A 14,558-nucleotide genomic window follows, 5' to 3' on the forward strand; every position below is an offset into this window, starting at 1 on the left:
CATTTAGAAATGAATAACAGTACGAATTGATTTACCTTCATGCATTAAATCAAAAGCGGTATTAATGTCTTGTAGAGGCATGGTATGAGTCACAAAAGGCTCAAGTTGAATTTCACCTTTCATAGCATCTTCGACCATTTTAGGAAGTTGTGTACGGCCTTTTACCCCACCAAAAGCAGTACCTAACCATTTACGGCCTGTAACCAACTGGAATGGACGAGTCGAAATTTCTTGACCTGCACCAGCAACACCAATAATGACTGATTGTCCCCAACCACGATGTGCACACTCTAAAGCTGAGCGCATTACATTGACGTTACCAATACATTCAAATGAGTGGTCAACACCCCAACCTGTCATTTCTACAATGACTTGCTGAATTGGTTTATCGTAATCTTTAGGGTTTAAGAAATCTGTAGCGCCAAATTGCTTAGCAAGTTCAAATTTATCTGGGTTTGTGTCTACCACAATAATTTGCCCAGCTTTCGCTTGACGTGCACCTTGTACAACAGCCAAACCAATTCCGCCTAAGCCAAATACAGCAACAGAATCACCTTCTTGTACTTTTGCTGTGTTATGCACGGCGCCAATACCAGTCGTCACACCACATCCAAGTAAACATACTTGTTCGTGATTCGCTTCAGGATTAATTTTTGCTAAAGATACTTCTGCAACTACCGTATATTCACTAAATGTTGAACAACCCATGTAATGGTAAATTGGTTCACCATTATAAGAAAAACGTGTGGTTCCATCTGGCATTACACCTTTACCTTGAGTCGCACGTACTGCAACACACAAGTTGGTTTTTCCAGATTTACAGAATAAGCATTCTTTACATTCAGCTGTATAAAGTGGAATCACGTGATCACCTGGTTGAACGCTTGTTACGCCCTCACCCACTTCAACCACAACACCTGCACCTTCATGACCTAAAATAGCAGGAAACACACCTTCTGGGTCATCGCCAGATAATGTAAAAGCATCGGTATGACATACCCCTGTATGGGTAATTTTTATTAAAACTTCACCCGCTTGAGGTGGTGCAACATCAACTTCAACAATTTCTAAAGGTTTTCCTGGGGCAAAGGCGACAGCTGCACGAGATTTCATCTTTGGGTTTCCTTTAAATCATTCGGTATTTATAGTCGAGCAAAATAGATTATGTAACAGTAATACAAGAGCTTAATTTTGCTTAAATTAAAATTGGCTTTCATGACAATCCATCACAGCATAGCCAGTCATGTACCTCTAAGCAAGCCTACATTTAAAAAAGAAGAAAACCTCTTACTTGAAGAGGTTTCATATCAAATCACTTATTTTATAAAAGGCTTATGTTTACTTAGAGGTAAATATCTGGTGGATATGGTGTGTTATCGCTAATTGGAGAATACAGTGTATTTTCAACGAAGAAGCCATTTGGAGCCTGAGTGGTATCGATGGTAATTGAATCAAACATAACTTGTGGGTAGGCCCAAATGAATTGCTTCATTAAACCTAAAGAAGCATTATTTTTCATGTCACCAAAAATTCGTTGCCAAATGGGCGTTCGATAAGGTTTAGTTTTATCAAACCCATAAATATAGGCAATAGATGCATCAGGAACGAAACCGGATAAGTAAATGACTTTATTGGCAGGATAGCCTAGTCCTTGTATCGGTATTTGTGAAACTGCTTGATGTGCCAAGTCTAAGCGAGCTTCCAATAGCCAGTCATAAGCTTCTGTCATCATGTAATCAAAATTAGGATATGAATAATGTTGGCTTGGATAGTTAATATAAGTGGCTAAAGTCTGAATCGGAGATTGAATAGAAGGAAAGAAAATAAGGGGGCTAACTTTGGCAGTGGAATATTTTGCTTTAATGACCGTGCGAATGTCTTGGCAGGTTTGACCTAATTTATTTCTGAGCCATGTTTTAAACTCATCATATGGCGTTCCTGTTTTATTCATTGCTTCATAAATTGTCCCCAAATCTGGTGCATATAAACCTGTATCTGCATTAAAGGCTAGTTTTGTTGGATAGTCATATACACAAGGTAAATTCGTATCGGTGTTGTACCACCACCAAGGTTCACCAATCTGCATGTTTACATCACATCCCCCTACTACCATTGCATCTGCAAATTCAATAAAGACTTTACGTAGATATGCCAAAGCATTCTGGTGACTTAAACTAAAAAAATAGCTCGGTGGTTGATAGCCTGTTTTACCCAAATTACTGTTCCAGTCACGCTGTGCCCAATATTCATTGGCCCCCAAGGAATACATTTCAAAGCTTACCCCAAAGATGGGTTGCAGACTGGCGCTATGTAAAGCCTGAGCATATTTCTCATGCCATTTACGCGTACATGAGTTAACGACCGCTTCACCTGTTACCAATGTATCCGGTATTTGCCATTTATTAATATCACTTTTCCATGTCATTTCAGGATAATGTGACATTCCACAATAGTGGTTAACCAAACCGTTATATCCCAAAGTCACCATATTGTTGACCAAGCGCTGAGGGTTTAAATCATAGTGATCGTCATAGCTCGTACAGATACCATAATTGTGCTGAGGTACAACCACACGGCTCAAATTTAACTTTGCATTTGTACCAGTTACAACTGAATTGGTCAGACGAATGTAGCCATCTTCAGGCTGGCTTAAAGGTATGGCTGATTGGCTATTATAATGGCTCGTGAAACCTGAAAATGAAATCCGTTGAATGTTCGTTACCGGGAAGCTATCTGTAGCAGAAAAGCCAGCTTTTACTGTATCCCAGTTAATATGAATATGTGCCGTTCGCGATGAAGGATTATTTGCATAGTTAAATAAGACAACATAGGCAACTTTATCTACGCCATTTTCATTATAGTACACCGTTAAAGTGGGCGTTAAACTTGGATTGTTAAGCACTGGCATCGTGGCAGATAATTCAATATCGAAGTCCCAAACCACCCCTGCATAGCTATATTTGGTTTGATACGCTAAAAATTTATGATCTTTAGTATCATTAGAATCCCACGTAATTCCTACTAGATCATTTGCCATTCGCGCTTTAAAAGATGCTTCAAAACCATTTCCATAATTCGTAATAGCAAAAGACATTGTTTGTGGGCCATCTATTCTCCAATAGATAGGACTAAACCGATCAATAAGTGTATTTTGAGTGATTGGATGTGGTGATGAATTAGAATTATTTTGTACATTTTGTGAGTTAGTTGTCATGTCTACATTCTCTTAATGTATTAAGAGGTTTTATATTAAATAATAATTTTTATTTTATTGTTCAGATAAGTAACAATGACGTTTAAATTATTTACAGTTAATATTTTTTATAAAGCTCAAAATATAGTTAAACAATTAAACTTAATATTATCCTAAAATATTTTTGCACCGAGGAGATAATAAATGTCAAATTTTATGCAGCCTACTCATTTTAGGATATTGTTTGTATTTACTCCTCTTGTTTTTGCACTAACAGGTTGTAGTGACACTTTATATTCTCAAAGAACCACACCAGTAAAGACTTCTTCGGAAAATGTTATTTATCCGAAGATCGATTCATTTTTAGGAGAAAAGTTACAACCTAATGAGGAAGTGCTAGCTCAAAACATAGCTCAAGTCATTGAAAAGTCAATTCGTGAACAATACACGGCAGGAAATGCTTTGCGTGATGCACATCCAAAAGCGCATGGTTGTGTGCGAGCCGAGTTCCATGTCTCAAAAAATATACCTGCTCAGTTTGCTAAAGGGGTTTTTATCCCAGATCAAAGTTATCAAGCATGGATTCGTTTTTCGAATGCATCTAATGACGCCACGAGTGCCGACATTGACAAAGATGCGCGAGGCATCGCCATAAAACTTTTAGGTGTATCTGGAGACAAAATTTTAGAAAGTGAAAAACAAGCGACTACTCAAGATTTCATCATGATTAATCATCCTGTCTTTTTTGCCAATGATGCAAAAAGATATCTTTCTTTTATGAACGATGTGAATAGCCATAATATGATCAGAAAACTTCATATTCCTTTTGCCTTAGGTTTTAAAGGAACCATGAATGCACTGGGAGCACGTAACTCACAAATTGCAAACCCACTCTATGCACGTTATTGGTCTATGGTTCCCTATCAGTTAGGACTAGGCAAAGATCGACAAGCAGTTAAATATTCAGTACGTGCTTGTTATGTAACACCAAATAATCTACCTAAAAACCCTAGTCATGATTTTTTAAGAGAAGCTTTAAAAAATACTTTGCATAATAATGATGCTTGTATGGAGTTCCTTATTCAGCCGAGAACTTCAAGTAAAATGCTAGTAGAAGATGCAATGACAGAATGGGATGAAAAAGCAGCTCCCTTTTATCAAGTAGCAACTATTCACATTCCAAAGCAAAACTTTGATACACCTGAACAAAACCAGTTCTGTGAAAATCTTTCTTTTACGCCGTGGCATGCTTTACCTGAACATAAGCCATTAGGTGCAGTAAACAGAATGCGTAAGGTCATTTATGAAAATATAAGCAGAGTTCGACATGATATGAATTCAGCCCCTAGACAGGAACCTTAAATATTTTATCCCTGATGGTTTGTCTAAGCTAACTATCTTTAGTCAATTCCTTTGCTTGTATCTATGGTGATACGATCAATAAAATCTGCTAACCATAAAACAAAGTCATCTTCATTTTTATGCTTTGGAATCAAACTCATATCTAATGTAATAGGTACTTCATTTTGACAGCTAATAACTGCACCCTCGAAATTCACAAAGTTATATAAAAATTTTAATTCTGTACCTGCAATGGCTTTTTTGATTTCTATGATGAGATTATTTAAGTTTTTAAAATGATTGCTAGAGTATTTATATTTAATATTTTTATTAATTTTTTCTGCTAATAGCAAGTATTTTGGCATTTATATCTCCTTTTTTAATTATTTATAAAATATAAGTATAATTTCAAAGTTATAAAAATAAATTTTTAATTTTTATTAAATTGTTTCTGCTTTTTTAATTTTAATTGATCAGTTGTGGTGATAATAACAACATTTTGTTTAAAAATGTGATTTATTTTTGACTTTTTATTCTGATTAAATTAGTAGGTATTAATATTGACTAAAATACTCAGATTTAAAATTTATATTAAATAGGCTCAATATATTTAAAAAACACCATTAAAAAACCGCCCCAGAAGGCGGTTGCTGAATTTACAGCGACATATAGAAGTGTAGTGGACGATCACTTCTATATTTTTTGAACTTATTTTTCTTCTTTTATAATTTTAGTAAAGGCATCTGATTTGAAATAATTAATAATCATCTCCCCATCATCACTTGTCGATGATGACACTTTAGGAGGTTCGTCATAGTTAAACTTAAAGTCTGGAGGAATAAATTTCGAGATTGGTGGAAGCTTGGCCTCTCCTCCCGTTGTAATTCTTTCAATAAAACCTGCGAGCCAAAGTATATATTCATCTTTATTTTTATGGTTGGGCATGAGGCTCATATCCAACTTAATCGCACACTCTTCTAATGGCTTGGTTAAGCACTCTTCAAAATCTATAAAATTATATTTAAGTTTAAACTTGGTTCCTTTAATTTCTTTACGGATTACACCAACCAACTGATTTAAGTTCTCTGCTGAGCTTTCAGAAAATAAATTTTTGTCCTCAATTTTTTTATACACATTCTCAGCAATGATTAAATATTGTGGCATTTTATTTTCTCCCTTTTATTGTCAGGCTACTCACTCAGCCCTTTAAGGAAGTATGATAGATATCATGTTTTCTAATGTAATTGTTGTGCTGCCAATTGTAATTAGTGTGTTTTTGTGAAACCTGCAAGCATAACCATCCGAAAAAATTAAAATTAATGCAAACTGAGTCTCGTTTTTAGATAAAAATTTATTCTAACCAAAAAATATTTTTAGCTCATCTAAAGTTGGAAGTTGATTATAAGATTGATCTGCAATTACGATATTAGCCCAGTTTGTCTTTGAAACTATACAAAAATTAAGCTTCTTTAGAACCTGAATGTCTTTATCTAATAGACCTAATGGAATCCACATAAAATGAGTAGTTCCTACCAAATTAGGTACAGGCGATCCACATTTACTACAAAATGAAGATGTGAAGCCAGTTTCTTTTTTATAAGTACGGATAAGCTCAGAACCTGAGAGCCATTCAAATTTATCCTTACTCACTAAAGTTGCTGCATTCGCTCCTGTTCCAGTTTGTTTACGACAGAGACTACAGTGACAATGGTACACAGTCTTGATTTCGTTATTGATAGAAAATTTGACTTCACTGCATAGACAAGAACCTACATGACTCATCTCGAGCATCCTTAGAAAATAATATTGAATATAGCACTACCCTTAAAAAGGTTAAATTTAACTTTATATGTTTAAATGGATAGGCTCTCTTAGAAGTGCCTATAAATATAAGGAATTGCTAGAGTTGAGGCTTGGCAGAATGCATTTATAGAGTTTAATATGAATTTTGACATATAAATTGAATATAAAAATGCTGTGATGTACTTATCTTGGATGCGAATTTAAAAGCTTACATGATTAATCAGTTCTATCAGCAGTACAGTAATATGGCATTAAATGCCTGGGGCTTTACACATACACCTTCGTATAACGATACATACGACCCTGATGAGAATGATACAGTGACAAATAGCTTTAATTGGTTGAATGATGAACAAGCTACAGAAAAAACTAAACAAGGATTAACTGCTTTTGTTGCATTAGATGATGCTTTTATCAGTATCGCCTCTCGTATGTATCTAATTAGAAATGCAAAAGAAAAAATCGATTTACAATATTATATTTGGACAAATGATTTTGTTGGGAACCTAATGCTGCACGAGTTATTAACGGCGGCAGATCGTGGTGTAAAAGTTCGGTTACTCATTGACGATCAAAATGGAGTAAAACTTGATGGTGTTCTAAGAAGCCTTCTACACCATCCTAACTTTGAAATTCGTTTATTTAATCCATACAAATTTAGATATGTAAGAATCTTGGACTATATTTTCCGGTTCAAGAAAGTAAACCATCGTATGCATAATAAATTAATTATTGCAGATGACGTGATTGCTGTAACAGGTGGTCGTAACATCAGTAGTGAGTATTTTGATGCAAGCAGTAAGTTTCAGTTTACAGATCTAGATATTCTATTTTATGGGCATACCGTACAGCATGCTCAAGCAGTTTTTAATGATTTCTGGCAAAGTGAATTAAGCCAAGATGCGACCAAACTGGTCGGGACTTGCGCTGTCCACCACTTGCAATCTTTACGACAGCATTATCATGATTTGCTTCATGAAAGTGAAAATCATACTCAAACCGAAGATAAACTTTATGATGCTCAAACTTATTTAAAAGAACTTTTAGAGCATTATCCAATTCAATGGTCAAAAGCATATTTTGTTGCAGATTCACCGAAAAAGATCTTAGGAGTAGCTTCTAAAGAAGAGATGCTTTATGGGCAAGTTATGGCCATTATGGGTGAACCAAAACAGCACATCGAATTGGCTTCAGCTTATTTTGTTCCTACACAACAAGGCGCTTACTATTTAAAACAGTTAAAAGTTCAAGGTGTTAAAGTTAGGGTTTTAACGAACTCTTTTGCTGCAAATGATGTAGCAATTGTGCATGCTTTTTATAGTCAATATCGGGTTGAAATGCTGAAAAGCGGTGTGGAGCTATTTGAGTTTAAGCCATTTTTAGAACGCAGACGTAGAACATGGTATGAAGTGGTAACTGGAAGTGTGATTCCAGCAAAAGGTAAAAATAAATCGAGCTTGCATGCCAAATTTTTTGATGTAGACGGTAAAGTATTTATTGGTTCTTTTAACTTTGATCCACGTTCGACTTACTTAAATACTGAGGTTGGTCTTGTTATTGAATCGAGTCAATTACAAGCTCAAATTTCGGTCATGCTCGATCAGCATTTACCTCAAGTCGCTTATCAGCTTAAGTTAAACAGTGAAGGTAAAATTATTTGGTTAGATTATCAGTCAAATGGACAAGTTGTTGAATATGAAAAAGACCCAGATACGAGCCTTTTCCAACGTACAATGATTAAAGCCGTTTCATATTTGCCAGTGGAATGGATGATGTAAGAAGACTTCAACTTGACTTATAAAATCCCAATCTCTTTAAAGAATTTTTGATAAGCCTCAGCTTTTTTCTCTAGTGCCAAAGGATAAGCTCGAGAAGAAGATGGTAAGCGATATAAATTAATATCTCTTCCTGCAAAGTAAGTCGACGTAGATGTCCCTATAAGGGGTTTTTCAGTGTTCTCGGGTAAAACTGAAATTAAGGTATCAGTTGCTTTATCACCTGTGGTCATGATGGTCTGACATAGAGGAATCTGCTGAAGCAAAACCGTAAGATCTGTTGGGGTTACGATTTCAAGAAATTTATCTGCGGCATTCCCCTTCAACCGCTTAATTTGATAAGCCGTGTCAAAGATTGCAATACCTGTTTCAATTAAGAAATTTCGGATACGTTCTTCATTAAAATTTTTTTGGTTTTCACTTAAAAAGTAAGTTTTGTCTTGGAAAAAAATTAAACCAAAAATTCGCCACATATCATTTTGGAAATTTGGATAGTAAAAATCCATCTTCCATTTATTACGCGGTGGTGGAAAGCTACCCAACATGAGTAACCGCGCATTTTCAGGTAAAAATGGTTCTAGTGGATGTGTTTCTATCTCAATTATCATAAAAAATCAGTGTTTACTTAAAAACTTTATAAACAAATTACCCTATTTTTTAGTTAATCACGAGTCATGAAATGCAATTTCTCTTAATTAAAGCGTTAATTGGAAAAATCAGCTCTTACTGAAAGACATTGAGGTGATACCTCATTAGGAATCACCTCAATAATTTGTAACGTATAAGTGAGCTGGTGAACTCAAACTTATTAAGAGTTCAAGACTTTAAAAACCTTACCTGTTCTTGGATGAGCAAAACTGTTATCCGGATCTAAATTAATGACTTTATCCGAAATCACAATTTTAGAAAGTGGCAACCAGCTTTGCTCTTGTTCAGCTTGAATAAAGTTTTTTTCATAAATATTTTCATAAATTTGTTCAACTACAATTTCCATACCACACATACTTTTTGCATTTACTTCTTTTAAAATATGGCGCTTTGACATTCTAGTCTCCTTTTTTATTATCCGCATCGCTAATAATAAAGACTCTACTGATACAATATGTAAATTTTAATAATGAAAGTGTTTTTTTTGTTTTAATCATACTTTTGTAATAATTAAATGAATAGTTGACTAATTATTAATTTAATTATTATCTTTAAGTTAATCTATTTAAAATAATTATGAGTTTTAATAAAATTAAAGGGTTCATTATTTGAACCCCTTTTTATTTAATTTTAAACTTGTACAGCGTTATCAATTGAGCCGTCATCTTTATTTTGGACCCTGTCTTTACTAGTCACTGAGTCGCTATCGTGATCTGTGTTAAAACTCTTACTGTTCTTTTGCTTCTTCTTGTAGACACACATCCCAATCGCAATACCTGTTCCTATCACTAAAATTGACTTTAACATTTTGCACCTCTTCGATTGACGGAGTAACTTTTGAAAAATCAGCTTTAATTAATAGCACATAATTTGTTATTTAACGGCTTTCATTTGCTCCGCTTTTGTAAGGTATTTAATTTTTATGTTAATTGAATAGTGTAATAGTTAAAAAATAAATTTTGATACAAAGCAAAAAGCCTATTCTATATTTTGAATAGGCTTTTTACTGTATTTCAGGATTAAGCAGTATTATCAATTGCTTTAAGCAATCTTATTATCTTTGAATACACTACAAATGTATTTAATGCTGAAATTTTAGTCAAGATGGAGTTGAGTGGTTATACCAATAATTAGTAGTTATTGTGATGGATATCACGTTTATTTGTTTCAGATAAGAAAAAACCCATTTCTACTTCTCATGAAGAAATGGGTAATGTGAAAACCACAAAAGACCTGAAATACCAAATGTTCTTACATTCAGTAAGGTTGAGTGTAGTGAATATACCGAATGGTTGACAATTAAACTATTTGTATTTTTTTTAGTCATTTCGGCCAATAAAAAAACTGTTATGATTCTGTAGATTAACTCTGTTTAGTCATTCATTATTAAGCCAAAATTCTATCAGATACCCTCACCCAATTATTAAGACATATATTTTCAATCACTGTTTTAGAATAACCACGCTGTTGCATACGCTCAATTAAGCGATATAGCCCTGTCACATCTTCAACTTCAGTACCAATAAGTGCACCGTCAAAATCAGAGCCAAAGCCTACATGTTCCTCGCCTAAATGATCCATTAAATATTCTAAATGTTCTAAAATTACATTGATGGATGTATCTGCATTGCGTTGTCCATCCGCTCGTAAAAACGCGACATCAAAATTTACGCCTACCATACCTTTACTTTCTCGGATTGCTTTAAGCTGCGAGTCAGTTAAGTTGCGTGCTTGAGCACATAAAGCGTGTGCATTTGAGTGCGTTGCTACAATAGGCTGTTGCAATATATCTACCGTATTCCAAAAAGCTTGTTCATTCATGTGTGAAACATCAATCACCATCTTTTTATCAGCACAGCGTTTTATAAAGTCTTTGCCATCGCTGGTAAGACCTGCTCCAGTGTCAGGCGAATGAGGAAATTTTGCGTTTAAACCATGTCCAAAGCGGCTCGGTCTATTCCAAAGTGGGCCAATACTACGCAGGCCTCTTTCATAAAATACATCGAGTAAATCAGGGTTATGTTGTAAAGCTTCGGCACCTTCCATATGCAACATAATTGCTAGCTTTTGCTCTGCTAAGCAATCTTGAATATTTTGAACTGATGTGCAAATTTTAATATTTTCAGAGCGCTGAGCAAGTTGATGAGCTAAATCGAGTTGTTCCAAGCAAATTTGTTCAATTTGCTGTTGGGTAAAATCAAAAGCATTTTGATCAAATAGCTTATTAGGATGGTTCTGTTGAACATAGCCATACGGAGGTAAAAAAATCGCAAACATTCCTCCTATAAAACCAGCTTGTTGACAGCGTTTTAGGTCAAGATGGCCCGCTAAGCGTTCATGAATAAAAGCATGTACAGGATCTGGGTGATCACTTAGCCATAAGCGTGTTAAAGCATCATTATGCCCATCAAAAACTGGAATATGGCTAGGCTTCATGAGCATTCCTATTGCTTGCTATATGTCTGTAATCGTGTGGACTGGAATATTTTGTGTGGCACTTAAAGATTTAGAGTTTCTACTATTACGGAATACTAAATTTTGCAAAGGTGCAGCCAATTGACTTTCTGCCCGCGCTTGTTCAATCATTTGATGATACGGCGATTTCCCACATACAGGATCGGCATTAGCCGCATCTCCAGTCAACATATAGGCCTGACAACGACATCCGCCAAAGTCACGATCTTTATCGGGACAGCTACGGCACCCTTCTGGCATCCATGCATCACCACGGAAATGATTAAATCCAGTTGATTTGTACCAAATATCTGACAATTTATGTTCGCGGACGTTTGGAAATGAAATTGGCAATTGTCGTGCTGCGTGGCAAGGTAGCGCCATACCATCTGGAGCAACTGTAAAGAAGATTTTACCCCAGCCATTCATACAGGCTTTCGGTCGCTCTTCATAATAATCAGGCACTACAAAAATAAGTTTGCAAGGATGATTTTGCGCTTTTAATTTTTCTCGATATTCATTGGTAATCCGTTCTGCACGTATCAGTTGCTCTTGTGTAGGTAATAAACCTTGGCGGTTTAAAAAAGCCCAACCATAAAACTGACAAATTGCTAGCTCGACTGTATCGGCATTCAGCTCAAGGCAAAGTTCAATAATTTGTTCAATCTGGTCAATGTTATGTCGATGAATAACAAAGTTAAGCACCATTGGGTAATCGTATTTCTTAACCAGTCGGCACATTTCATACTTTTGTTCAAAAGCATGCTTTGAACCTGCCAAGGCATCGTTTACCACAGGGTCACTCGCTTGGAAGCTCACTTGAATGTGGTCTAAACCCGCTTGTTTTAGATCAGCAATACGTTGTTCGGTAAGCCCCATACCCGATGTAATTAAGTTGGTATAAAACCCTTGTTGATGAGCATGTGCAACGAGCTCTTCTAAATCCTGACGTACCAGAGGTTCACCGCCAGAGAAACCGAGTTGAACAGCACCCATCTGACGTGCTTGATCAAAAACATCAAACCACTCTTGAGTGGTCAGCTCATTTTTATGCTGAGCATAGTCCAATGGGTTTGAGCAATATGGGCATTGTAGCGGACAACGATAAGTAAGTTCCGCTAATAACCATAAAGGTAGGCCAACACCTTCTGTCATACTAAATCAATCCAGTGTTGCTGTTTTGCGACCAGCATGTAATCCACTACATCTTGATCAATCTCAGCAATATCACCAAATTTTTGCTTTAACTGGGCAATAATTGCAGAAACATTCTGCTGCCCATCAATATATTGCCCGATTGCTCCTGCACTTTCATTTAACTTGATCATGCCTTCAGGATATAAAATCACAAAACCATTTTGAGCTGGCTCGAACTGAAAACGGTAACCTTGTCGCCATGTTGGCACAAGGTTTAAATCAAATTGCTCTTTATTCATTTAAATAGTCCTTTGTGCCAAACTCGTTTGCTTGTCACGCTGTGATATGGCGCTTTATTGTGAACATGTGCAAGTGTTAAAGCATCTAAAATGCTCCATAAAATATCCAGTTTAAACTGCAATATTTCAAGCATTCGCTCTTGTTGCTCATGAGTTGTAAATGAATCAAGTGTAATTGTTAAACCATGTTCAACATCACGGCGTGCTTGACTTAAACGAGAACGAAAATACTCATAACCTTTATCATCAATCCATGGATAGTGCTGCGGCCATGAATCAAGTCGCGACTGATGAATTTGTGGGGCAAAAAGTTCAGTTAAAGAGCTGCTTGCTGCTTCACGCCATGAAGCACGGCGTGCAAAGTTTACATAGGCATCTACGGCAAAGCGCACACCCGGTAATACCAGCTCTTCAGAAATAACTTGTTCACGACTCAAGCCCACAGCTTCGGCTAAGCGTAGCCATGCTTCTCGACCACCGCCATCTGGATATTCACCATCTTGATCGATCATGCGTTGAATCCATTCTTGACGGACTCGTTGGTCGGGGCAATTTGCCATAATGGCCGCATCTTTAAGCGGAATATTAATTTGATAGTAATAGCGGTTTGCAACCCAAGCCTGAATTTGTTGCTGGGTGGCTTTACCTTCATACATCATCACATGAAATGGATGATAGATATGATAATACTGGCCTTTATCAATAATGGCTTGTTTGAATTGTTCAGTCGTTAAAGCTTCAGGTGTTTGAGTCATGTTTCACCTTAGAGTTCAATCTGCATGCCGTCATAGGCAACTTCTACACCATTTGCTTTAAGCTCAGCAAACTGGCTAGAGTTTTCATTTAAAATTGGATTGGTATTGTTAATATGAATCAGTACTTTTTTAGGTGTACTCAGCTGATTTAAATAAGATAGTGAACCACCTTCGCCACTAATATATAAATGCCCCATTTTACGGCCAGTTTTAGTTCCAACCCCTGTTTGCTGCATTTCATCGTCTGTCCAAAGCGTACCATCAATCATGACGCAGTCTGAACTCTGCATAATCTGCATGATTTGATCGTCAATTTTTCCAAGACCCGGTGCATAGAACAACTGTTTTTGTGTCTTATGATCTTTGATAATTAAAGCGATATTGTCACCGTCATGTGGGTCATTTCGATGCGGTGAATATGGTGGCGCAGCACTTTTAATAATTAAAGGTAAAAATTCTAAATTTTCGAAACCATCAATTTTAAAGGCTTGTTTAGGATTAATTTCATTGTACTGAAGACCACCATTCCAGTGTTTGAGCATATTAAATACTGGAAAGCCGCTTGTTAAATCTTGGTGGACCATTTCTGTACACCATACATTCATTGGACAACCTTCACGTAAGGTTAAAAGCCCAGTCGTATGATCTAACTGACTGTCCATTAAAATAACGCTTGTTATTCCAGTATCACGCAATTTACGCGCTGGTTGAGCTGCTTTAAATTCGAAAAGTTGCTGACGGATATCAGGTGATGCATTTAATAAAACCCAGTCTGTTCCATTTTCAGAAACAGCAATTGATGATTGAGTACGAGCTTTGGCTTGGATTGAACCTGTGCGTACACCATGACAATTCGGGCAATTACAATTCCACTGCGGGAACCCGCCTCCGGCAGCTGAACCTAAAACATAAATATACATAAAATTAATATCTTATTAGAAAGAGATAAGCCCTAGAACAAGACTAGGGCTTATGACATATTTGGATGAAACTGAATTAACGTGCTTCGAAGTACATAGTAACTTCAAAACCAATGCGTAAATCAGTAAAAGCTGGTTTAGTCCATTGCATAAATTATCTCCGGTTCATATTAATCTTGTGAAATGAATCACTTGATTAAATCTTATAAGGTCATTAAAAATTTATTCTAAAT

Annotated in this window: 15 protein-coding genes; 2 read left to right on the forward strand and 13 right to left on the reverse strand. The window is 36.0% G+C overall.

The features are described from left to right. Positions 1-3: 3 nt before the first annotated feature. Both K6I41_RS09335 and K6I41_RS09340 read right to left on the reverse strand, forming a co-directional pair. A complete protein-coding gene (locus K6I41_RS09335) occupies positions 4-1,113 on the reverse strand; it encodes an S-(hydroxymethyl)glutathione dehydrogenase/class III alcohol dehydrogenase (protein ID WP_151988161.1) in 1,110 nt (369 codons plus the stop codon). A gap of 229 nt (positions 1,114-1,342) precedes the next feature. Continuing rightward, complete coding sequence (locus K6I41_RS09340; RefSeq protein ID WP_250375732.1) at positions 1,343-3,214, reverse strand: non-contractile tail sheath protein; 1,872 nt, start codon at positions 3,212-3,214, stop codon at positions 1,343-1,345. 183 nt (positions 3,215-3,397) lie between these two features. Between K6I41_RS09340 and K6I41_RS09345 the strand changes: the two genes are divergently transcribed. Next, positions 3,398-4,555 (forward strand): catalase family protein, encoded by a 1,158-nt coding sequence (locus K6I41_RS09345; protein ID WP_250375733.1) that lies wholly within the window; start codon positions 3,398-3,400, stop codon positions 4,553-4,555. Between the two features lie 38 nt (positions 4,556-4,593). Here the strand turns inward: K6I41_RS09345 and K6I41_RS09350 are convergent, their stop codons facing one another. The 3 genes from K6I41_RS09350 to K6I41_RS09360 all read right to left on the reverse strand — a co-directional run bounded on the left by K6I41_RS09350 (position 4,594) and on the right by K6I41_RS09360 (position 6,325). Further along, positions 4,594-4,899 carry a hypothetical protein gene (locus K6I41_RS09350; RefSeq protein ID WP_192833339.1) on the reverse strand — a complete coding sequence of 102 codons (306 nt, stop codon included), beginning with the start codon at positions 4,897-4,899 and terminating at the stop codon, positions 4,594-4,596. Between the two features lie 343 nt (positions 4,900-5,242). Continuing rightward, a complete protein-coding gene (locus tag K6I41_RS09355) occupies positions 5,243-5,698 on the reverse strand; it encodes a hypothetical protein (RefSeq protein ID WP_151988159.1) in 456 nt (151 codons plus the stop codon). A gap of 192 nt (positions 5,699-5,890) precedes the next feature. Continuing rightward, positions 5,891-6,325 (reverse strand): GFA family protein, encoded by a 435-nt coding sequence (locus K6I41_RS09360; protein WP_250375734.1) that lies wholly within the window; start codon positions 6,323-6,325, stop codon positions 5,891-5,893. Between the two features lie 200 nt (positions 6,326-6,525). On the opposite strand from K6I41_RS09360, the gene K6I41_RS09365 reads away from it, so the two are divergent. Next, positions 6,526-8,115 (forward strand): phospholipase D family protein, encoded by a 1,590-nt coding sequence (locus K6I41_RS09365; RefSeq protein WP_250375735.1) that lies wholly within the window; start codon positions 6,526-6,528, stop codon positions 8,113-8,115. 17 nt (positions 8,116-8,132) lie between these two features. Here K6I41_RS09365 and K6I41_RS09370 read toward each other — a convergent pair whose 3' ends face one another. From K6I41_RS09370 to pqqA, 8 genes are all read right to left on the reverse strand, one after another. Beyond that, a complete protein-coding gene (locus K6I41_RS09370; protein WP_087088664.1) occupies positions 8,133-8,720 on the reverse strand; it encodes a uracil-DNA glycosylase family protein in 588 nt (195 codons plus the stop codon). A gap of 200 nt (positions 8,721-8,920) precedes the next feature. Continuing rightward, the gene (locus tag K6I41_RS09375) at positions 8,921-9,157 is read right to left on the reverse strand and encodes a hypothetical protein (protein WP_199943052.1); all 237 of its coding nucleotides are present in this window, start codon (positions 9,155-9,157) and stop codon (positions 8,921-8,923) included. A 989-nt stretch (positions 9,158-10,146) separates the two neighbouring features. Further along, positions 10,147-11,196: a dipeptidase gene (locus K6I41_RS09380; RefSeq protein ID WP_250375736.1), complete on the reverse strand. Its 1,050-nt coding sequence runs from the start codon at positions 11,194-11,196 to the stop codon at positions 10,147-10,149. 18 nt (positions 11,197-11,214) lie between these two features. Then, positions 11,215-12,369 carry a pyrroloquinoline quinone biosynthesis protein PqqE gene (gene pqqE, locus K6I41_RS09385; RefSeq protein WP_250375737.1) on the reverse strand — a complete coding sequence of 385 codons (1,155 nt, stop codon included), beginning with the start codon at positions 12,367-12,369 and terminating at the stop codon, positions 11,215-11,217. After that, the gene (gene pqqD / locus K6I41_RS09390; protein WP_004792407.1) at positions 12,366-12,650 is read right to left on the reverse strand and encodes a pyrroloquinoline quinone biosynthesis peptide chaperone PqqD; all 285 of its coding nucleotides are present in this window, start codon (positions 12,648-12,650) and stop codon (positions 12,366-12,368) included. The genes pqqE and pqqD overlap by 4 nt, the downstream gene beginning before the upstream one ends. After that, positions 12,647-13,405, reverse strand: a complete 759-nt coding sequence (gene pqqC / locus K6I41_RS09395) for a pyrroloquinoline-quinone synthase PqqC (RefSeq protein ID WP_250375738.1) — start codon at positions 13,403-13,405, stop codon at positions 12,647-12,649. The genes pqqD and pqqC overlap by 4 nt, the downstream gene beginning before the upstream one ends. 8 nt (positions 13,406-13,413) lie before the next feature. Continuing rightward, positions 13,414-14,325, reverse strand: coding sequence for a pyrroloquinoline quinone biosynthesis protein PqqB (pqqB, locus tag K6I41_RS09400; RefSeq protein WP_250375739.1), 912 nt, complete (start codon positions 14,323-14,325; stop codon positions 13,414-13,416). 76 nt (positions 14,326-14,401) lie between these two features. Further along, entirely contained in the window at positions 14,402-14,476 is a 75-nt protein-coding gene (pqqA, locus tag K6I41_RS09405; protein WP_001982218.1) for a pyrroloquinoline quinone precursor peptide PqqA, read from the reverse strand. Positions 14,477-14,558: the final 82 nt, after the last annotated feature.

Origin of the sequence: Acinetobacter sp. AS23 (genome assembly GCF_023612055.1) — a bacterium.
GTDB lineage: Bacteria > Pseudomonadota > Gammaproteobacteria > Pseudomonadales > Moraxellaceae > Acinetobacter > Acinetobacter oleivorans.

Bases quoted from the DNA above. Each gene is read 5' to 3' on its own strand.
- K6I41_RS09335 (WP_151988161.1), bottom strand. From the start codon at position 1,113: ATGAAATCTCGTGCAGCTGTCGCCTTTGCCCCAGGAAAACCTTTAGAA.
- K6I41_RS09340 (WP_250375732.1), bottom strand. From the start codon at position 3,214: ATGACAACTAACTCACAAAATGTACAAAATAATTCTAATTCATCACCA.
- K6I41_RS09345 (WP_250375733.1), top strand. From the start codon at position 3,398: ATGTCAAATTTTATGCAGCCTACTCATTTTAGGATATTGTTTGTATTT.
- K6I41_RS09350 (WP_192833339.1), bottom strand. From the start codon at position 4,899: ATGCCAAAATACTTGCTATTAGCAGAAAAAATTAATAAAAATATTAAA.
- K6I41_RS09355 (WP_151988159.1), bottom strand. From the start codon at position 5,698: ATGCCACAATATTTAATCATTGCTGAGAATGTGTATAAAAAAATTGAG.
- K6I41_RS09360 (WP_250375734.1), bottom strand. From the start codon at position 6,325: ATGCTCGAGATGAGTCATGTAGGTTCTTGTCTATGCAGTGAAGTCAAA.
- K6I41_RS09370 (WP_087088664.1), bottom strand. From the start codon at position 8,720: ATGATAATTGAGATAGAAACACATCCACTAGAACCATTTTTACCTGAA.
- K6I41_RS09375 (WP_199943052.1), bottom strand. From the start codon at position 9,157: ATGTCAAAGCGCCATATTTTAAAAGAAGTAAATGCAAAAAGTATGTGT.
- K6I41_RS09380 (WP_250375736.1), bottom strand. From the start codon at position 11,196: ATGAAGCCTAGCCATATTCCAGTTTTTGATGGGCATAATGATGCTTTA.
- pqqE (WP_250375737.1), bottom strand. From the start codon at position 12,369: ATGACAGAAGGTGTTGGCCTACCTTTATGGTTATTAGCGGAACTTACT.
- pqqD (WP_004792407.1), bottom strand. From the start codon at position 12,650: ATGAATAAAGAGCAATTTGATTTAAACCTTGTGCCAACATGGCGACAA.
- pqqC (WP_250375738.1), bottom strand. From the start codon at position 13,405: ATGACTCAAACACCTGAAGCTTTAACGACTGAACAATTCAAACAAGCC.
- pqqB (WP_250375739.1), bottom strand. From the start codon at position 14,325: ATGTATATTTATGTTTTAGGTTCAGCTGCCGGAGGCGGGTTCCCGCAG.